The organism is Pseudomonas sp. HMSC063H08 (assembly GCF_001813645.1).
Classification (GTDB): domain Bacteria; phylum Pseudomonadota; class Gammaproteobacteria; order Pseudomonadales; family Pseudomonadaceae; genus Pseudomonas; species Pseudomonas aeruginosa.
Genome location: NZ_KV813561.1, coordinates 156,153 through 175,891 on the forward strand (window position 1 = coordinate 156,153; position 19,739 = coordinate 175,891).

At 67.3% G+C, this 19,739-nt stretch carries 15 protein-coding genes; 7 read left to right on the forward strand and 8 right to left on the reverse strand.

Annotated elements, in window-relative coordinates:
• The first annotated feature begins 23 nt into the window (after window positions 1–23).
• Entirely contained in the window at window positions 24–644 is a 621-nt protein-coding gene (locus HMPREF2924_RS25810; protein ID WP_003084655.1) for a TetR/AcrR family transcriptional regulator, read from the forward strand.
• Between the two features lie 36 nt (window positions 645–680).
• Here HMPREF2924_RS25810 and HMPREF2924_RS25815 read toward each other — a convergent pair whose 3' ends face one another.
• The 5 genes from HMPREF2924_RS25815 to hydA form a co-directional block, all read right to left on the reverse strand.
• Window positions 681–1,952 carry a cytosine deaminase gene (locus HMPREF2924_RS25815; RefSeq protein ID WP_003084657.1) on the reverse strand — a complete coding sequence of 424 codons (1,272 nt, stop codon included), beginning with the start codon at window positions 1,950–1,952 and terminating at the stop codon, window positions 681–683.
• Window positions 1,942–3,192, reverse strand: a complete 1,251-nt coding sequence (gene codB / locus HMPREF2924_RS25820) for a cytosine permease (protein ID WP_003084659.1) — start codon at window positions 3,190–3,192, stop codon at window positions 1,942–1,944. Before codB ends, HMPREF2924_RS25815 begins: the two co-directional genes overlap by 11 nt.
• Before the next feature lie 181 nt (window positions 3,193–3,373).
• The gene (gene preA, locus HMPREF2924_RS25825) at window positions 3,374–4,651 is read right to left on the reverse strand and encodes an NAD-dependent dihydropyrimidine dehydrogenase subunit PreA (RefSeq protein WP_003118829.1); all 1,278 of its coding nucleotides are present in this window, start codon (window positions 4,649–4,651) and stop codon (window positions 3,374–3,376) included.
• Complete coding sequence (locus HMPREF2924_RS25830; protein WP_003084667.1) at window positions 4,648–6,015, reverse strand: NAD(P)-dependent oxidoreductase; 1,368 nt, start codon at window positions 6,013–6,015, stop codon at window positions 4,648–4,650. The genes preA and HMPREF2924_RS25830 overlap by 4 nt, the downstream gene beginning before the upstream one ends.
• 94 nt (window positions 6,016–6,109) lie before the next feature.
• Complete coding sequence (gene hydA, locus HMPREF2924_RS25835) at window positions 6,110–7,549, reverse strand: dihydropyrimidinase (RefSeq protein ID WP_003099919.1); 1,440 nt, start codon at window positions 7,547–7,549, stop codon at window positions 6,110–6,112.
• Between the two features lie 615 nt (window positions 7,550–8,164).
• Here hydA and HMPREF2924_RS25845 point away from each other — a divergent pair.
• Together HMPREF2924_RS25845 and HMPREF2924_RS25850 are read left to right on the forward strand one after the other, a co-directional pair.
• Window positions 8,165–9,655, forward strand: coding sequence for an NCS1 family nucleobase:cation symporter-1 (locus HMPREF2924_RS25845; protein WP_003084674.1), 1,491 nt, complete (start codon window positions 8,165–8,167; stop codon window positions 9,653–9,655).
• Window positions 9,656–9,713: 58 nt separating this feature from the next.
• Window positions 9,714–10,997, forward strand: coding sequence for a Zn-dependent hydrolase (locus HMPREF2924_RS25850; protein ID WP_003084676.1), 1,284 nt, complete (start codon window positions 9,714–9,716; stop codon window positions 10,995–10,997).
• A gap of 301 nt (window positions 10,998–11,298) precedes the next feature.
• Here the strand turns inward: HMPREF2924_RS25850 and HMPREF2924_RS25855 are convergent, their stop codons facing one another.
• Together HMPREF2924_RS25855 and HMPREF2924_RS25860 are read right to left on the reverse strand one after the other, a co-directional pair.
• Entirely contained in the window at window positions 11,299–12,522 is a 1,224-nt protein-coding gene (locus HMPREF2924_RS25855; protein ID WP_003084679.1) for a CaiB/BaiF CoA transferase family protein, read from the reverse strand.
• Window positions 12,523–12,641: 119 nt separating this feature from the next.
• Window positions 12,642–13,823, reverse strand: coding sequence for an acyl-CoA dehydrogenase (locus HMPREF2924_RS25860; RefSeq protein ID WP_003084682.1), 1,182 nt, complete (start codon window positions 13,821–13,823; stop codon window positions 12,642–12,644).
• Between the two features lie 220 nt (window positions 13,824–14,043).
• Here HMPREF2924_RS25860 and HMPREF2924_RS25865 point away from each other — a divergent pair, with 220 nt between their 5' ends.
• Window positions 14,044–14,952 carry a LysR family transcriptional regulator gene (locus HMPREF2924_RS25865; RefSeq protein ID WP_003109731.1) on the forward strand — a complete coding sequence of 303 codons (909 nt, stop codon included), beginning with the start codon at window positions 14,044–14,046 and terminating at the stop codon, window positions 14,950–14,952.
• A gap of 151 nt (window positions 14,953–15,103) precedes the next feature.
• The gene (locus HMPREF2924_RS25870) at window positions 15,104–15,508 is read left to right on the forward strand and encodes an acyl-CoA thioesterase (RefSeq protein ID WP_003084686.1); all 405 of its coding nucleotides are present in this window, start codon (window positions 15,104–15,106) and stop codon (window positions 15,506–15,508) included.
• 42 nt (window positions 15,509–15,550) lie between these two features.
• Here the strand turns inward: HMPREF2924_RS25870 and HMPREF2924_RS25875 are convergent, their stop codons facing one another.
• Window positions 15,551–17,173 (reverse strand): inorganic phosphate transporter, encoded by a 1,623-nt coding sequence (locus tag HMPREF2924_RS25875; protein ID WP_023094493.1) that lies wholly within the window; start codon window positions 17,171–17,173, stop codon window positions 15,551–15,553.
• A gap of 379 nt (window positions 17,174–17,552) precedes the next feature.
• Between HMPREF2924_RS25875 and HMPREF2924_RS25880 the strand changes: the two genes are divergently transcribed.
• Both HMPREF2924_RS25880 and HMPREF2924_RS25885 read left to right on the forward strand, forming a co-directional pair.
• Entirely contained in the window at window positions 17,553–18,884 is a 1,332-nt protein-coding gene (locus HMPREF2924_RS25880) for an NfeD family protein (protein WP_003129031.1), read from the forward strand.
• Window positions 18,881–19,675, forward strand: a complete 795-nt coding sequence (locus tag HMPREF2924_RS25885) for a slipin family protein (protein ID WP_003084693.1) — start codon at window positions 18,881–18,883, stop codon at window positions 19,673–19,675. The genes HMPREF2924_RS25880 and HMPREF2924_RS25885 overlap by 4 nt, the downstream gene beginning before the upstream one ends.
• The last annotated feature ends 64 nt before the right edge of the window (window positions 19,676–19,739 follow it).

Consider the following 19,739-nt stretch of genomic DNA (forward strand, 5'->3'; position numbering starts at 1 on the left):
GAATTCGCAGTAATGGATCGCACATGGGCACACACAAGATCGAGATCCGCCGCCGCAACGTCGAGAAGATTCTCCTGGCCGCCGAAAAAGTCTTCGCCGAAAAAGGCTACGCCGGCACCTCCATGGGCAACATCGCCGAAGAAGCCGAACTGCCGCGCTCCAACCTGCACTACTACTTCAGCACCAAGGACGAGCTGTACCGCGACGTCCTCCTCGGCCTGCTCGAGGTCTGGAAGCAGGACGCCCTCTGCTTCGAGATGTTCGATGACCCAAGGGTGGTATTGACCAGCTATATCCGCGCGAAGATGAACCATTCGCGCACCCGCCCGCATGGCTCCAAGGTCTGGGCCAACGAAATCATGCATGGCGCGCCGCTGCTCGGCGCCACCCTCGACGACAGCCTCTACGAATGGGCCAAGATGAAGGAGGCGAAGATCCGCCAGTGGGTCGAGGAAAAGCGCATCCTGTCGATAGAACCTAGCAGCCTGCTCTACATGATCTGGGCCTCCACCCAGCACTACGCCGACTTCGGCTACCAGGTCGAGGTGCTCAACGGCCACCAGCCGCTCAGCGACATGCAGTTCGAAAGGGCGGTGCAGACGGTGACCAGCGTGGTCCTGCGCGGAATCGGATTGGAGCCCTGAGCAGCGGAGCCTTCGCTAGAAGGCTCCGGCGAAGGCTCAGCTGGCGCGGGTGAAGTCCACCGCTTCCGCCTGTTCGAGGAACACCGTGGTCTGCGCCGGGACCGTCTCGGCGAGCAGCCGTCCGCCGCGGATCGAGTAGCGCACCGGGACCTGCCGGCGCACCGCGTCGAAGCCGTCGCGGGCCGGCAGCACCAGCAGGTTGGCCGGATGGCCGACCTCGATGCCGTATTCCCGCAGGCCGAGGGTGCGGGCGCTGTTGCGGGTGATCAGGTCGAGGCCGCCGTCGATCTCGTCGTAGCCCATCATCTGCGTCACGTGCAGGCCCATGTGCAGCACTTGCAGCATGTTCGCGGTGCCCAGCGGGTACCAGGGGTCGAACACGTCGTCGTGGCCGAAGCAGGTGTTGATCCCGGCGCCGAGCAGTTCCTTGACCCGGGTGATGCCGCGGCGCTTCGGGTAGTCGTCGAAGCGACCCTGCAGGTGGATGTTCACCAGCGGGTTGGCGACGAAGTTGATTCCCGACAGTTTCAGCAGGCGGAACAGCCGCGAGGTGTAGGCGCCGTTGTAGGAGTGCATCGCCGTGGTGTGGCTGGCGGTGACCCGTGCGCCGAGGCCGTCGCGATGGGCGAGCATGGCCAGGGTCTCGAGGAAGCGCGACTGCTCGTCGTCGATCTCGTCGCAATGCACGTCCACTGGCAGGTCGTAGCGCTTGGCCAGGTCGATGGCCTTGTGCAGCGACTCGACGCCCAGCTCGCGGGTGAATTCGAAATGCGGGATCGCCCCCACCACGTCGGCGCCCAGGCGCAGCGACTCCTCCAGCAGTTCCAGGCCGTTGGGGTAGGAGAGAATGCCCTCCTGGGGGAAGGCGACGATCTGCAGGTCGACCCAGGGCGCCACTTCGCCGCGCACCTCGAGCATGGCCTTGAGCGCGGTGAGGGTCGGGTCGGAGACGTCGACGTGGCTGCGCACGTGCTGCACGCCGTTGGCGATCTGCCATTTCAGGGTCTGCCAGGCGCGCTGCTTGACGTCCTCGTGGCTGAGCAGGGCCTTGCGCTGGGCCCAGCGCTCGATGCCTTCGAACAGCGTGCCGGAGCGGTTCCACTCCGGCTGGCCGGCGGTCTGGGTGGTGTCGAGATGGATGTGCGGCTCGATGAACGGCGGCACGGCAAGACCGCCGGCGCCGTCCAGGCGCTCGCCGGCGTCGTCGGCGGCCTGTTCCATCGGCACCAGGGCGGCGATACGGCCATCGGCGACGCGCAGTTGCCAGAGACCTTCGCGGCCGCGCAGGCGCAGGTTGTCAATCAGCATGGAGGACCTCTTCTGGTTTGTTCGGGCTGCGGCTCAGCAGGGGATTGAGCAGCAGGTAGGCGATGGCGGCGCCGAGCACCGCGTTGACCGGCACTATCCCCGGCAGCCAGTGGCCGGCGGCGGTGCCGCAGGCGACGGCGAGGATCGCCGCCCAGTTGATCGCCTGGATGTCCGCGCAGGGGTGCTGGCGGTAGCGCCGGCGGCGACTCAGGTAGTCGGCGATGATCACCCCGCCGATGGGCGGGATGGCGGCGGAGAGGAAGGTCAGCCAGCCGACGAAGTGGTTGTACAGCCAGAGCGCGGCGAGGGTGCCGAGGGCGCCGTTGAGCATCGCCAGGAAGCGGCTGGAGAGGCCGGTGATGTTGGCGAAGCCGAGGCCGGAGGCATACAGCGCGTTGTCGTTGGTGGTCCAGATGTTCAGGCCGAGGACCAGGATCGCCGGGATCAGCAGGCCCTGGGCGATCATCACGTCGGAGATGTCCGACTTGCCCACCGCCGCCGCGCCGGCCGCGCCGAAGATGAACATCAGCGAGTTGCCGAGGAAGAACGCCACCAGGCACACCACCACGGCGGTACGCGCGCTGCGGCCGAAGCGGACGAAGTCGGCGGTGAGGGTGCCGGCGCTGACGAACGAGCCGACCACCAGGGCGATCGCGGTCGAGAGGCTCAGCGGCGCGCTCGGCGTCACCTGCTGCAGCGCCGCCAGGCCGCCGGCGTCGCGCACCGCGAGCCATACCGAGTAGCTGCCGAGAACGACGATCGCCGGGACCGCGATGGCCGACAGCAGGGTCAGACCGGCGATGCCGAAGAACACCGTGAGGGTCATAAGCGCTCCGGAAACCAGGATCAGCAGGTTGACGTCGAGGCCGGTGGCCTTGGCCACCGGGATGGCGAACATCGCTACGCCGACGCCGAACCAGCCGACCTGGGTGCCGCCGAGCAACGCCGAGGGCAGCCAGGAGCCCTTGCTGCCGAACGAGTAATGCGCCAGCAGGTGGGTGGAAAGGCCGGTGCGCGCGCCGATGAAGCCGAGGATCGCGGTGTACAGGCCGAGCATCAGGTTGCCCAGCAGCACGGCGAGGAAGAAGTCGTCGTAGCTCAGGCCGGTGCCGAGGGTGCCGCCGGTCCACATGCTGGCGGAAAAGAAGGTCAGGCCGAGCATCACCACGCTCAGGGCCAGCGCGCTCTTGCGCGCCGCCAGCGGGACCGGTTGCTGGCTGTAGTTGCTGTCTGCGGACATGCGCGAGTCTCCGTGGGGCGCCGGCCGTCCGGGAGCGTCGGCCGGGCCGCGGCGAATGGTAGTCGAAGGCGGGTCGATCCGACAGACGCCGTTGCGCGTCGTCGGACCGCAGCGGCACGCAGGAAGCGTGCCGGCGCGCGGCAGGGCGGCGTCCGCCGGGGATGCGGGCGCCGCCCTGCGTTCAGGAGGCTTCGCGGTAGGGGTTGCGCGGATCCTGGGTCCAGTTGAGATAGGGCTTGCCGGTGTCCTGCGGCACCATTTCGATGCAGTTCTCCACCGGACAGGTGATCTGGCACAGGTTGCAGCCCACGCACTCGGCGTCGATCACTTCGTAGCGGTGCGTACCGTCGGCCCGGGGCAGGCTGGCGATGGCCTGGTGCGAGGTGTCCTCGCAGGCGATATGGCAGCGGCCGCAACCGATGCAGGCGTCCTGGTCGATGCGGGCGATCACCTGGTAGTTGATGTCCAGGTACTTCCAGTCGGTGGTATTGCCCACCGCGCCGCCGCTGAAATCGGACAGCCGCTGGTAGCCATGGCTGTCCATCCAGCGCGCGAGACCGTCCTGCATGTCCTCGACGATACGGAAGCCGTGCAGCATCGCCGCCGTGCATACCTGCACCGCGCCGCAGCCGAGCGCGACGAATTCCGCTGCGTCGCGCCAACTGCCGATACCGCCGATGCCACAGATCGGCAGGCCGCGGGTCTGCGGGTCGCGGGCGATCTCGGCGACCATGTTCAGGGCGATCGGCTTCACCGCCGAGCCGCAGTAGCCGCCGTGGGTGCTCTGGGTGCCGACCACGGGCAGGGCGACCATGCGCTCCAGGTCGACGCTGGTGATCGAGTTGATGGTGTTGATCAGCGACACCGCGTCGGCGCCGCCGCGATGGGCGGCGCGCGCCGACTGGCGGATGTCGGTGATGTTGGGGGTGAGCTTGACGATCACCGGCAGCGAGCAGTGGGTCTTGCACCAGCGGGTGACCATCTCCACGTACTCCGGTACCTGGCCCACCGCCGCGCCCATGCCGCGCTCGGGCATGCCGTGGGGGCAACCGAAGTTCAGCTCGATACCGTCGGCGCCGGTGGCTTCCACCAGCGGCAGGATGTATTTCCACGACTCCTCGACGCAGGGCACCATCAGCGACACGATCAGCGCGCGGTCTGGCCAGTCCTTCTTCACCTGGGCGATCTCGCGCAGGTTGATCTCCAGCGAGCGGTCGGTGATCAGCTCGATGTTGTTGATCCCCTGCACCTGGCGGTTCGGTCCGAAGTGCGCGGAATAACGCGACGACACGTTGACCGCCGCGGGGTCTTCGCCGAGGGTCTTCCAGACCACCCCGCCCCAGCCCGCCTGGTAGGCGCGGACCACGTTGTAGGCCTTGTCGGTGGGCGGCGCGGAGGCCAGCCAGAAGGGGTTGGGCGACTTGATGCCGGCGAATTCGATAGACAGGTCGGCCATCACGCAGCCTCCACGTTGAGCATGAGTTGGGCGTGGATCGCTTCCGCCGCCAGTTTGCCGTGCTGCACCGCCTGCACGGTGAGGTCCTCGCCGAGCGCCACGCAGTCGCCGCCGGCGTAGATGCCGGGGATGCTGGTGCGCATCTGTCCGTCGACCTGGATGCGCTCGCCGTCGCGCCGCAGTTGCGCTGCCAGCGGATCGCCCAGGCTGGCGCCTTCGAAGGCCTGGCCGATGGCCTTGAAGATGGCGTCGGCGGCCAGTTCGAAGTGCTCGCCGGTGTCGCCCAGGCGACCGTTCTCCAGGCGCGTGCGGGCGAAGCGCATGCCGCGCACCCGGCCGTGCTCGTCAAGCAGTACCCGTTCCGGTCGGGCCCAGGTCAGCAGGCGAACCTGGCTGGCCTTGGCGATCTCCTGCTCATGGCCGGTGGCGCCCATTTCCTCGAAGCCACGGCGGTAGACCAGGTTGACGTCGCGGGCGCCGAGCCGGCTCATCTGCACCGCCATGTCGATGGCGGTGTTGCCGGCGCCGATGACGATGCAACGGTCGGCGACGGGCAGGTCGAGCAGGTCGTCGCTCTGCCGCAGTTCGCGGATGTAGTCGGTGGCGGCGAGCAGGCCGGGAGCGTCCTCGTCTTCCAGGCCGAGGCGCTTGCTGGCGGCCAGGCCGATGCCGAGGAACACCGCGTCGTACTCGTCGTGCAGGGCGCCGAGCGCCAGGTTGTCGCCGAGACGCTGGCCGTGGCGCAGTTCGATACCGCCGATCTGCAGGAGGAATTCCACTTCGCGCCGGGCGAAGTCGTCCACCAGCTTGTAGCGGGCGATGCCGTACTCGTTGAGGCCGCCGGCCTTGGCGCGGGCCTCGAAGAGCACCACGTCGTGGCCGTGCATGGCCAGGCGGTGGGCGCAGGACAGCCCGGCCGGCCCGGCGCCGACCACGGCGATGCGCTTGCCGGTGGCCGGCGAGCGCTTGAACGGATGTTCGCCGAAGCCGGCGTGGTCGAGGGCGTAGCGTTGCAACTGGCCGATCAGCACCGGTGCGCATTCCTGGGCGTTGTTGCGTACGCAGGCCCGCTGGCAAAGGATTTCCGTGGGGCAGACGCGGGCGCAGCTGCCGCCTAGGATGTTCGCCGAGAGGATCTTCTGCGCCGCGCCCTGGACATTCTCCTGGGCGATGCTGCGGATGAACCCCGGGATGTCGATCTCGGTCGGGCAGGCGTTGACGCAGGGCGCGTCGTAGCAGTACAGGCAGCGGGCGCTTTCCAGGGCGGCCTGGCGGGCGTTGAGCGGCGGCGCGAGGTCGGCGAAGCGCTCGGCGAGCGTGTCCGCGCCGGCGTCCGGACGGGGGAGGTGGTTCAGGGAATCGATCACGGTTGTAGCCTCTCTTCTGGTTTCTTCTCGGGGCAGTCAACGGCAATACGGCACCGTCCGGCCTCTACGGGCCGGTCCGGTATTGCGGGAAGGATCAGCGCTCGACGGCGACCGGGCGCTGGCGTTCGGCGCGGCGGCCGAGCACTTCGTACACCGACGGGTAGGCCGGGCGCTCCACGTAGCGTCCGGCGCCGGGTTCGGCGCGCAGGTCGCCGGCGGCCCAGAGCAGCTTGCCCTGGCTGATGGTGTGGCTGGGTATGCCGCGCACGGTGCGACCTTCGAAGATGTTGAAATCGACCCGCTGGTGATGGGTGGCGGCCGAGAGGGTGCGGCTGCCCTGCGGGTCCCAGAGCACCAGGTCGGCATCCGCGCCGACGCGGATCGCGCCCTTGCGCGGGAACAGGTTGAAGATCTTCGCGGTGTTGGTGGAGGTCAGCGCGACGAACTCGTGCATCGACAGGCGCCCGCTGTTGACCCCGGCGTCCCACAGTAACGCCATGCGGTCCTCGATGCCGGCCGTGCCATTGGGAATCTTGCTGAAGTCGTCGCGGCCCATGGCCTTCTGCTCGGCGCAGAAGCAGCAGTGGTCGGTGGCGGTGGTATGCAGGTTGCCGGACTGCAGGCCGCGCCACAGCGCTTCCTGGTGTTCGACGGGACGGAACGGCGGGCTCATCACGTAGCCGGCCGCGGTGGCCCAGTCCGGGTGGCGGTAGACGCTGTCGTCGAGCAGCAGGTGCCCGGCCAGCACCTCGCCGTAGACCGGCTGGCCCTTGGCGCGGGCATAGGCGATCTCGTCCAGCGCCTCGCGGCTGGAAATATGCACCAGGTACAGCGGCGTACCCAGCGTCTCGGCGATGCGGATGGCGCGGCTGGCGGCCTCGCCCTCGACTTGCGGCGGACGCGACAGCGGATGCGCCTCGGGGCCGGTGAGGCCCTGGGCGAGGAGTTTCTGCTGCAGGTGGAAGACCAGTTCGCCGTTCTCCGCGTGCACCGTCGGCACCGCGCCCAGCTCCAGGCAGCGCTCGAAGCTGGCCACCAGGGTATCGTCGGCGGCCATGATGGCGTTCTTGTAGGCCATGAAGTGCTTGAAGCTGTTCACCCCGTGCTGTGCCACCAGCTCGCCCATTTCCCGGGCGACCTCGTCGCTCCACCAGGTGATGGCGACGTGGAAGCCGTAGTCCGCAGCGGATTTCTGCGCCCAGCCGCGCCAGGTGTGGAAGGCCTCCAGCAGCGACTGTCGCGGGTTGGGGATGACGAAGTCGATGATCGAGGTGGTCCCTCCGGCCAGCCCGGCCGCGGTGCCGCTGAAGAAGTCCTCGCTGGCCACCGTGCCCATGAAGGGCAACTGCATGTGGGTATGGGGGTCGATGCCGCCCGGCATCAGGTACTGGCCACCGCCGTCGAGGACGTCGCAGCCGGAGGGGGTTTCGAGGTTCTCGCCGATGGCCTGGATGAGGCCGTTGGCACAGAGCACGTCGGCTCGATAACTCTCTTCGTGAGTAACCACGGTGGCGCCACGGATCAACAGGGACATGCCGTCTTTCCTCGCAGGCTGACCGGTCGTTGCCGGTTCTTGAAATTGTTTTTTCGCCATGCGCCGAGGGCTTCTGTAATCCTGTCAGCGCTGACAGGATTCGAATCTAGATGCTGATCATCGATTGAGCAAGATTATTTTCAAATGGTTGTTTGAGTTTATAACTTATTGATTTTAAATAATTAAAAATAAATATCACCAAAATGGTGAGGGTTCTCACCATTTTGACGCGCTTGACAAGAATTCAAAAAGGTCGAGATTTCCCATGCAAAATCAGCCGCTTGAAAGCCGTGTTCGAACGGTTGTGGGGAGATGAAAAAAGTTGGCCTGCACTCCTTTGGTTCCTGACCGGGGCGACAGGCTCGCGCATTTCCCCCGGTGACACGCCGGACTGCCCGTCGGCGTGTCACCGACGTTGTCGATGAAGTGTTTCAGATCAGTCGGTTACCTCCAGTAGACCGGCCTGCCCAGTGACGTCGCGGGGTTTTCGGCACGCTTATTGAGTGCCGCCCGCCACGGCATTGTCCGGACCGGAGGTGCAGTACTGGTGGTGCGGTACTCCGGCCATCGCATTAGCCCGATGAGCGAATAACTAAAAGAATTCTGGAGAGGCCCATGCAACAGAGCAGATCGGAAGTGACCGAGCGCGACGGCTTGGTCGAGCTGTCCGCCGGCAGCGACGTACTCGACAGTCCCCGCTACAACCACGACATCGCCCCGACCCGGGTGGAACAGCGTACCTGGAACAGGTGGCACATCACCGCGCTGTGGATCGGCATGTCCATCTGCGTGCCCACCTACACCCTCGGCGGCGTCCTCACCGCCTACTTCGGCCTCAGCGTCGGCGAAGCGCTGCTGGCGATCCTGCTGGCCAACCTGGTGGTGCTGATCCCGCTGACCCTCAATGCCTTCGCCGGCACCCGCTACGGCATTCCCTTCCCGGTGCTGCTGCGCGCTTCGTTCGGCATCATCGGCTCCAACGTGCCATGCCTGATCCGCGCCGTGGTCGCGTGCGGCTGGTTCGGCATCCAGACGCTGTTCGGCGGGCTGGCGATCCATCTCTTCCTCGGTTCGATCTTTCCCGCCTGGAAGGCCCTCGGCGGCACCGGCGAGGTGATCGGTTTCCTCCTGTTCTGGGGGCTGAACCTGTGGGTGGTGCTGCGCGGTGCGGAGTCGATCAAATGGCTGGAGACACTCTCGGCACCGCTGCTGGTGCTGGTCGGCCTCGGCCTGCTGGTGTGGGCGCTGCCGCACATATCGGTCAGTGAACTGCTGGCGCAGCCGCCGAAGCGGCCGGAAGGCGCCAGCGTCACCGGCTACTTCATGGCCGGGCTGACGGCGATGGTCGGCTTCTGGGCCACGCTGTCGCTGAACATCCCCGACTTCAGCCGCTATGCGCGTAGCCAGAAGGACCAGATACTCGGGCAGATCTTCGGCCTGCCGCTGACCATGTTCCTGTTCGCCGCCCTCGGCGTGGTGATGACCGCCGCCTCGGCCTCGCTGGTGGGCGAGACGGTTTCCGACCCGGTCAGCCTGATCGGCCACATCCCCAGCCCCGGCTGGGTGGCGGTGGCGATGGCGCTGATCATCGTCGCCACCCTCTCGACCAACACCGCGGCGAACATCGTCTCGCCGACCAACGACTTCCAGAACATCGCACCGAAACTCATCGGCCGCACCCGCGCCGTCTGGCTCACCGGCTTCATCGGCCTGGCGCTGATGGCCCACGAGTTGCTGAAGAAGCTCGGCTGGATCGTTTCCGACCTCAGCCTGGAAAGCGTCTACTCCAACTGGCTGCTCGGCTACTCCAGCCTGCTCGGGCCGATCGCGGGGATCATGGTGGTGGACTACTTCCTGGTGCGCAGGCAACGCCTCGACCTCGCCGGACTCTACCGCGACGACGTCTACCCGGCCTGGAACTGGCCCGGCTTCGCCGCCTTCGCGGTGCCGGTGGCGCTGACCGTCATGGCCCTCGGCAACCGCCAATTCCACTGGTTCTACGACTACGGCTGGTTCACCGGCTCGCTGCTCGGCGGCGCGCTCTACTACGGCCTCTGCGGCCGCCGCGCGCGGAGCCCGGCGGCATTGGCCAAACCGCTGCCCTGATGGGCATACAGGCGGCCGGCGAGCCGCCGACACCTACTCCAAGCCTGAGGAGACGACAATGAGCACTGCCCGGAACGTCCTGCAATCCACCCAGCGACACATCGATGGCCAGCGCCTCTGGCAATCGCTGATGGATCTCGCCCGCCTCGGCGCCACCGCCAAGGGTGGGGTCTGCCGCCTGGCCCTGAGCGATCTCGACCGCCAGGCCCGCGATCTCTTCGTGCAATGGTGCGAAGCGGCCGGCTGCACGGTCAGCGTCGATCGGGTCGGCAACATCTTCGCCCGTCGTCCCGGGCGTAACCCGGACTTGCCCCCGGTGATGACCGGTAGCCACATCGACACCCAGCCCACCGGTGGCAAGTTCGACGGCTGCTTCGGGGTGATGGCCGGCCTCGAGGTGATCCGCACCCTCAACGACCTCGGGGTGGAAACCGAGGCGCCGCTGGAGGTGGTGGTGTGGACCAACGAGGAAGGCTCGCGCTTCGCGCCCTGCATGATGGGCTCGGGCGTATTCGCCGGGAAGTTCACCCTGGAGGAGACCCTGGCCAAGCGCGATGCCGACGGTGTCAGCGTAGGCGAGGCGCTGGACGCCATCGGCTACGCGGGAGCGCGCGATTGCCTCGGACATCCGGTGGGCGCCTATTTCGAGGCGCACATCGAACAGGGGCCGATCCTCGAGGACGAGGAGAAGACCATCGGCGTGGTGCTCGGCGCGCTCGGGCAGAAATGGTTCGATCTGTCCCTGCGCGGCGTCGAGGCACACGCCGGGCCAACGCCGATGCACCTGCGCAAGGACGCCCTGGTCGGTGCCGCGGCGGTGGTCGAGGCGGTCAATCGCGCGGCCCTCGGCCACCAGCCGCATGCTTGCGGCACGGTCGGCTGCCTGCACGCCTATCCCGGCTCGCGCAACGTGATACCCGGCGAAGTGAAGATGACCCTGGACTTCCGCCATCTGCAACCGGAGCGCCTGGACTCGATGATCGCCGAGGTCCGCCAGGTGATCGCCGCTACCTGCGAGAAGCATGGCTTGCAATACGAGCTGGTGCCGACCGCCGATTTCCCGCCGCTGTACTTCGACCAGGGATGCGTCGGCGCGGTGCGCGAGGCGGCACAGGCGCTGGGCATGCCGCAGATGGACATCGTCAGCGGCGCCGGCCACGACGCGATCTTCCTCGCCGAACTCGGTCCGGCGGGGATGATCTTCGTGCCCTGCGAGAACGGCATCAGCCACAACGAGATCGAGAACGCCAGCCCCGACGACCTGGCCGCCGGCTGCGCGGTGCTGTTGCGGGCCATGCTCAAGGCCTCTGAGGCGATCGCCGGCGGCCGCCTGGCGGCCTGAGTGGCGCTTCCATCGAGGCGCCGGCATCGACCGCCTTCTACACGGGTACGGTAGGGCGAATAACGCCAGGGGCGTTATCCGCCGATGCACGGCTGGGCCGGCGGATAACCGCGTTGCGGTTATCCGCCCTACGTGGCGGTTCTGCGCAGGGTACGGGAGGGCGAATAACGCCAGGGGCGTTATCCGCCGATGCGCGGCTGGGCGGCGGATAACCGCGTTGCGGTTATGCGCCCTACGTGGTGCTGCGCGGGGTACGGTGGGGCGTTGTCCGCCGATGCGTCGCTGGGGCGGCGCGCGGGGCTCAGATCACCTTGCCGTCGCGCAGCCTTTCCAGCGCGGCCGCGTCCAGGCCGAGGAGCGTCTCGAGGACCTCGTCGGTGTGCTGGCCGAGGGTGGGCGGCGGGTTGCGGTATTCCACCGGCGTCTCGGACAGGCGAATCGGGCTGGCCACCTGCGGCACCGTCCCGGCCAGCGGGTGCGGTAGCTCCACGCGCAGGCCGCGGGCCTGCACCTGCGGGTCGGCGAACACCTGCGCCAGGTCGTTGATCGGCCCGCAGGGCACGCCGGCGCGCTCCAGGGAAAGAATCCACTCGGCGGTGGTGTGCAGCACCGTGGCCTGGCGGATCAGCGGGATCAGCACCTCGCGGTTGGCCACCCGCGCCTTGTTGGTGGCGAAGCGCGGGTCGTCGGCCCATTCCGGGTGGTCTGCCAGCTCGGCGAACTTGCGGAACTGGCTGTCGTTGCCGACCGTGAGGATCATGTCGCCGTCGGCGGTGGGGAAGTCCTGGTACGGCACGATGTTCGGGTGTGCGTTGCCCAGGCGCCGCGGCGGCACGCCGGTGGTCAGGTAGTTGAGGGTCTGGTTGGCCAGGCAGGCGACCTGCACGTCGAGCAGGGCCATGTCGATGTGCTGGCCGATGCCGCTGACGTCGCGGTGGGCGAGGGCGGCGAGCACCGCGGTGGAGGAGTACAGCCCGGTGAGGATATCGGTCAGCGCCACGCCGACCTTCACCGGACCGGCGCCTTCCTCGTTGTCGGCGCGCCCGGTGAGGCTCATCAGGCCGCCCAGGCCCTGGATCATGAAGTCATAGCCGGCGCGCTTGGCATAGGGGCCGGACTGGCCGAAGCCGGTGATCGAACAGTAGATCAGCTTCGGGTTGACCTGCTTCAGCGATTCATAGTCGAGGCCATAGGCCTTGAGCCCGCCGACCTTGAAGTTCTCCAGCAGGATGTCGGCCTTGGCCGCCAATTCGCGAACGATGCGCTGGCCTTCCGGCTGGGTGAAGTCCACCGTCACCGACTTCTTGTTGCGGTTGGCCGACAGGTAGTAGGCCGCCTCGCTGGTGTCGTTGCCTTCGGCATCCTTGAGGAACGGCGGGCCCCAGGCGCGGGTGTCGTCGCCGCTGCCGGGGCGCTCGATCTTGATCACCTCGGCGCCGAGGTCGGCGAGAATCTGCCCGGCCCAAGGGCCGGCCAGGACGCGGGACAGGTCGAGTACGCGGATATGGGAAAGGGCGCCGGGCATGACGGTTCTCGCTGCTGGGGGCTGGAAACGGAAATGGCCGGGAAGACGGGTTCCTTGCCCGTCTCCCCGGCGGCCGGCGCGCTACCGTGAAAAAGCGCGCCGGGGTGTTGCTCGGTGGCTCAGAAGAATGCCTGGATGCCGGTCTGCGCGCGGCCGAGGATCAGCGCGTGGACATCGTGGGTGCCCTCGTAGGTGTTCACCACTTCCAGGTTGACCAGGTGGCGGGCGATGCCGAACTCGTCGGAGATGCCGTTGCCGCCCAGCATGTCGCGGGCCAGGCGGGCGATGTCGAGGGCCTTGCCGCAGCTGTTGCGCTTCATGATCGAGGTGATTTCCACCGCCGCGGTGCCTTCGTCCTTCATCCGCCCCAGGCGCAGGCAGCCTTGCAGGGCCAGGGTGATCTCGGTCTGCATGTCGGCCAGCTTCTTCTGGATCAGTTGGTTGGCGGCCAGCGGGCGGCCGAACTGCTGGCGGTCGAGCACGTACTGGCGGGCGGTGTGCCAGCAGAACTCGGCGGCGCCTAGGGCGCCCCAGGAGATGCCGTAGCGCGCCGAGTTCAGGCAGGTGAACGGACCGCGCAGGCCGCGCACTTCGGGGAAGGCGTTCTCTTCCGGAACGAACACGTTGTCCATCACGATCTCGCCGGTGATCGAGGCACGCAGGCCGACCTTGCCATGGATCGCCGGGGCGCTCAGGCCTTCCCAGCCCTTCTCGAGGACGAAGCCGCGGATCTGCCCTTCGTCGTCCTTGGCCCAGACCACGAAGACGTCGGCGATCGGGCTGTTGGTGATCCACATCTTGCTGCCGCTCAGGCGATAGCCGCCGTCGACTTTCTTCGCCCGGGTGACCATCGAGCCCGGGTCGGAACCGTGGTTCGGCTCGGTCAGGCCGAAGCAGCCGATGTATTCGCCGCTGGCCAGCTTGGGCAGGTACTTCTGCCGGGTGGCTTCGTTGCCGAATTCATGGATCGGCACCATTACCAGCGAGGACTGCACGCTCATCATCGAGCGATAGCCGGAGTCGACGCGCTCGACTTCGCGAGCGATCAGGCCATAGCAGACGTAGTTGAGGCCGCTGCCGCCGTAGGCTTCGGGAATGGTCGCGCCGAGCAGGCCGGTCTCGCCCATCTCGCGGAAGATCTTCGGGTCGGTCTGTTCGTGGCGGAAGGCTTCGAGCACGCGCGGGGCCAGCTTGTCTTGGGCGAACTGCTGGGCGCTGTCGCGAACCATGCGCTCTTCTTCGGTGAGCTGCTGGTCCAGCAGCAGGGGATCTTCCCAGTTGAAGCTAGCTTTGGTGGCCATGCGTACATCCTCGTCAAGCGGTAGCGGAGGCTGGCGTGGGCCAGCCGGAATGGAAGCATCCTAAGAGCCTAGCGAATGGGGCGGCAAACGAGGAATTCGCACGCACTTGTGCTATTTTCTCACTCCGAGAAAATGAGTGTCGTATTTCATGCCCTTGAAGAGGCGCGAGGAATCGTGACCTGGGCGTCATAGATGCGAAACCGGCACTCCGGAGTCCTCCATGCGACGCAAGATCCCTTCCACCGCCGCGCTGGTCAGCTTCGAATCCGCCGCGCGCCACGAGAGCTTCACCAAGGCGGCGGAGGAGTTGTCCCTGACCCAGAGCGCGATCTGCCGGCAGATCGCCACGCTCGAGGAGTTCCTCGGTGTCGAGCTGTTCCGTCGCTCGCGGCGCGGGGTCAAGCTCACCGAGGCCGGGCTGTCCTATAGCCGGCGGGTGGCGGTACGCCTCGACGCGGTGGAGCGCGACACCCTGGCGGTGATGGGGCACCAGGGCGGCGGCGCGATCGAACTGGCGGTGGTGCCGACCTTCGGCACCCAATGGCTGTTGCCGCGGCTCAAGCGTTTCCAGCGGCTGCACCCGGAGGTCACGGTCAACCTGACCAACCGCACCCGCCCGTTCCTCTTCGCCGACACCGAGTTCGACGCCGCGCTGTACTTCGGCGACGCCGACTGGTCGGGTACCGTCTCGCATTTCCTGATGCGCGAGAATCCGGTGCCGGTGTGCAGCCCGGAGCTGCTGGGCGGGCGTCGAACGCTGAGCGCCGAGCAGGTCGCCGGGCTGCCGCTGATGCAGCAGAGCACCCGGCCCTACGCTTGGCGCCAGTGGTTTCACTCCCAGGGACTGAACGTCGCCCACGACATGAGCGGGCCGCGCTACGAGCTGTTCTCCATGCTTGCCCAGGCGGCCATGCACGGCATGGGCGTGGCCCTCATACCGCCCTTCCTGATCCAGGACGAGCTGGCCGACGGAAGGCTTATCGTGCCCATGCAACATGCCTATTTGAGCGAGAATGCGTATTACCTGATCATTCCCGAGCGCAGGGTCGAATCGGCGATGCTCAATGCCTTCCGCGACTGGCTGGTGGAAGAGGCCAGGCAGTACCGCGAGGCCAACGGGCTGGGCTGAACGCGCAGGAACATCGGGCGGCGCAGGCAGGACGCGCCGCCCCGGGACCGGGCCGATCCGCCGGGTCCCGCGGAGCCGCGGCGGCGATACCGCCGGGCATCCTCCACGACGGCCAGGATGGCGGCCGTGGGGCACCACACCAGGAGTTCACATGAATTTCCACACCCGCAAGTGGGTCAAGCCAGAAGATCTCAACCCCAACGGCACCCTGTTCGGCGGCAGCCTGCTGCGCTGGATCGACGAAGAAGCGGCGATCTACGCGATCATCCAGCTGGGCAACCAGCGCGTGGTCACCAAGTACATTTCCGAGATCAACTTCGTCAGCTCGGCGCGCCAGGGCGACATCATCGAGCTGGGCATCACCGCCACCGACTTCGGTCGTACCTCGCTGACCATGACCTGCCACGTGCGCAACAAGATCACCCGCAAGAGCATCCTCACCATCGACAAGATGGTCTTCGTCAACCTCGGCCCGGACGGCCTGCCGGCGCCCCACGGCAAGACCGAGATCACCTACATCAAGGACCAGTTCAAGGAAGACGAAGTCCTGCCCTGAGCGGCGCGACGAGCGGCCGGCACCTGTGCCGGCCGCCGTGTTTCAGAACAGCCGGTTGAGCAGCCAGTAGAGCGAGGCCGAGAGCAGGATCGCCGCCGGCAGCGTCAGCACCCAGGCCATCAGCAGGTTGCGGATGGTTTTCCACTGTAGCCCCGAACCATTCGCCGCCATGGTCCCGGCCACCCCGGAAGACAGCACATGGGTGGTGGATACCGGCAAGCCATACAGGTCCGCCGCGCCAATGGTCAGCATTGCCACGGTTTCCGCCGAGGCGCCCTGGGCGTAGGTCAGGTGGGTCTTGCCGATCTTCTCGCCGACCGTCACCACGATGCGTTTCCAGCCGACCATGGTGCCCAGGCCGAGGGCGATGGCCACGGCGATCTTCACCCATAGCGGGATGAACTTGGTGGCGTCGTCGATCTTCTGCTTGAACGCCTGCAATTTGCCGCGGGTGTCGGCGTCGAAGCGGCCGACGCCGTCCTTGTCCATCAGGCGGATCGCCTCGGAGGTCAGGTACATGTCGTTGCGCACGTTGCCCATGGCTTCCGCCGGTACCCGCGAGAACGCGCCATAGCCTTTCACTTCCTGGCCGATCGAGCCGGTCAGGGCGGTCAGCGCCGGGATCAGCTCAGGCGATGCCTGCTTGCTGCGCACGTAGTCGGAGAGTACCTGGCGCGGATCGGCCGGCGCCGGTTGCGGCGCGCTCTTCACCAGCGCTTGCTGGGTGACCTCGGCGACGGCGGCGAACTGCACCGCCTGGTCCGCCGGCATGGTGCGGTTCAGGGCGTAGGCCATCGGCAGGGTGCCGACCAGGATCAGCATGATCAGGCCCATGCCTTTTTGTCCGTCGTTGGAGCCGTGGGCGAAGGACACCCCGGTACAGGTCAGGATCAGCAGGCCGCGGATCCACCAGGGCGGCGGCGCCTTGCCCTTCGGCGCCTTGTACAGCGCGCGGTTCTTCACCAGCAGGCGCAGCGCCAGGAGCAACAGGGCGGCGCAGGCGAAGCCGATCAGCGGCGAGAGCAGCAGGGAGTAGCCGACCTTGGTCGCCTGGCCCCAGTCCACCCCGCTGGTGCCATCGCGCCCATGCATCAGCGCGTTGGCCACGCCGACGCCGATGATCGAGCCGATCAGGGTGTGCGAGGACGACGCCGGCAGGCCCAGCCACCAGGTCCCGAGGTTCCACAGGATGGCGGCGATCAGCAGGGCGAAGACCATGGCGAAGCCGGCCGAGGAACCGACCTGCAGGATCAGTTCCACCGGCAGCAGGGCGATGATGCCGAAGGCCACCGCGCCGCTGGAGAGCAATACGCCGAGAAAGTTGAAGCAACCCGACCAGACCACCGCGAAGTGCGGCGGCAGCGAGTGGGTGTAGATCACCGTGGCCACCGCGTTGGCGGTGTCGTGGAAGCCGTTGACGAACTCGAAGCCGAGGGCGATCAGCAGGGCCACGCCGAGCAGCAGGAAGGGCGTCCAGGTGGTGATCGTGGAACCGACGTCATCGACGTCCTGCATCAGGCTGTAGGCGCTGAACAGCAGTCCGGTGGCGAGCACGGCGAAGAATACGAGGGCGGTGAGGCGGCCGGGACGCTGCTCGAGATGGGGCTTGTGCGCGTTGCCGGCGGCACTGGCGACGGCGTCGGCGGGAAGGACATCGGAGGTCATGGTGCGGGTCCGCGCTGGGGATGACCGGCACATGATGGGCAGGCGATTGTGACAAGTTATGTCTTGCGCATACCGGCTTCGTCTGGAGAAGAAAGGACAAGGGCCGCGGGAGGCCGCCGGAAGCCGGATGGGGTCGGGCGCCAGGCGGCCTGCCCGCTGCGGCCGCGAAGATTAATGAATTCCTGTGGCGAGTGCCATCATTTCGTCGCTAAAAAGTTGGCATGTTGAGGGATTTGCCGATCCGGACACGCGCGGGGAAGGCGAGAGCCACTGGACTAGACTGAGAAGTGCGCGGCGGGGCCGGTCGCTTGCCGGCCCGGTGTGCGGGACGAGCGCCTTCGTCCCGGGGTGGCCCGGCCGGGCGGTCGGGGAGGTCGATATGCGGATGCCGTGCCGGCTCGCGCTGGCGCTGTTGTTGTGCTTCGCCGGCCCGGCCTGTCTCGCGGCCTCCGGCCCGGTTCGGGTGCTCTCGGTGGATGGTGCGATCGGCCCGGCCAGCGCCGATTACCTGGTGCGCGGCATCGAGCGTGCCGCCGAGGACGGCGCGCAACTGGTGGTGCTGGAACTGGACACGCCCGGCGGCCTGGACGCATCGATGCGGCGCATCGTCAAGGCGATCCTCGCCAGCCAGGTGCCGGTCGCCGGTTTCGTCGCGCCCAGCGGGGCGCGGGCGGCGAGCGCCGGCACCTACATCCTGTATGCCTGCCATATCGCGGCGATGGCGCCGGGCACCAACCTCGGCGCTGCCACCCCGGTGCGCCTGGGGACGCCGGACAAGCCCGCAGAGAAGCCCCCGGCGCGGGACGCCGAACCCATGGCGCGCAAGCAGGTCAACGACGCCGCCGCCTATATCCGTGGCCTCGCGCAATTGCGCGGGCGCAACGCCGAGTGGGCCGAGCGCGCGGTGCGCGAGGCGGTCAGCCTGGCGGCGCACGAGGCCGCGGCGCAGAAGGTGATCGACCTGCAGGCCCGCGACCTGCCCGACCTGCTGCGCCAGCTCGACGGCCGCAGCCTGCGCGTCGGCGAGCGCGCGCTGACCCTGGCTACCGCCGGCGCCACGGTCGAGCGCCAGGCACCGGACTGGCGCGCGCGGTTGCTGGCGGTGCTCACCGATCCCAGCGTGGCGCTGATCCTGATGATGATCGGCATCTACGGGCTGATCTTCGAACTGGCCAATCCCGGCATGGCGCTGCCCGGCGTGCTCGGCGGCATCTGCCTGCTGCTCGGCCTGTACGCCCTGCAGATGCTGCCGGTCAACTACGCCGGGCTGGCGCTGATCGCGCTGGGCCTGGCGTTCATGGTGGGCGAGGCGTTCGTCGCCAGCTTCGGCGTGCTCGGCATCGGCGGAATCGTCTCGTTCGTGGTCGGCGCGCTGATCCTGATCGATACCGAGGTGCCCGGCTACGGCATTCCTCCCGGCCTGGTGGTGGCCCTGGCGTTGCTCAGCGCCGCGCTGATCGTCGGTCTTCTGGGCATGGCCCTGCGTACTCGCCGGCAAGCGGTGGTAAGTGGCACCGCCGGATTGGTCGGCAGCCTGGCGACGGTGGCGGCGGTGGATTCCGAACAACCCTGCGCAGGCTGGGTGCTGCTCCAGGGCGAGCGCTGGCGGGTGCTCGCCGCGCGGCCGCTGGCGGTGGGCCAGCCGGTCTGGGTGCTGGCGCGCAAGGGCCTGCTCCTGGAAGTCGCGCTGGCCGATGAAGGAGGTGGATGATGGGTATTTCCTATGGTTTGGCGATGTTGCTGGTGTTCCTCGCGCTGCTGCTGTTCAGCGCGCTGCGCATCCTCCGCGAGTACGAGCGTGGCGTGGTGTTCCAGCTCGGGCGGTTCTGGAAGGTCAAGGGGCCGGGGCTGGTGCTGGTGATCCCGGCGATCCAGCAGATGGTGCGCATCGACCTGCGCACCATCGTTCTCGACGTGCCGCCGCAGGATGTGATTTCCCGCGACAACGTTTCGGTGAAGGTCAACGCGGTGGTGTACTTCCGCGTGCTCGATCCGCAGAAGGCGATCATCCAGGTGGAGAACTACCTGGCCGCCACCAGCCAGTTGGCGCAGACCACCCTGCGCGCGGTGCTGGGCAAGCACGAACTGGACGAAATGCTCGCCGAGCGCGAGCGCCTGAACCTGGATATCCAGCAAGTGCTCGATGCGCAGACCGACGCCTGGGGCATCAAGGTGGCGAATGTGGAAATCAAGCACGTCGATCTCAACGAATCGATGGTCCGCGCCATCGCCCGGCAGGCCGAGGCGGAGCGTGAGCGCAGGGCCAAGGTGATCCATGCCGAGGGCGAGCTGCAAGCCTCGGAGAAACTCATGCAGGCGGCGCAGATGCTCGGTCGGCAGAGTGGCGCCATGCAGTTGCGCTACATGCAGACCCTCGGCGCGATCGCCGGCGACAAGAGTTCGACCATCGTCTTCCCGATGCCGATCGAACTCTTCGGCGGCAAGTACGCAGGTGCCGCGCCGCGGAACGAAAAGGCCGCCGGAGAGGACGAGGAGAGGTGAACGCGCGCGGTTTGTGATGGAAATATCATCGAGCCGCGACACGGGGACATGCGTGCCCGGGGTC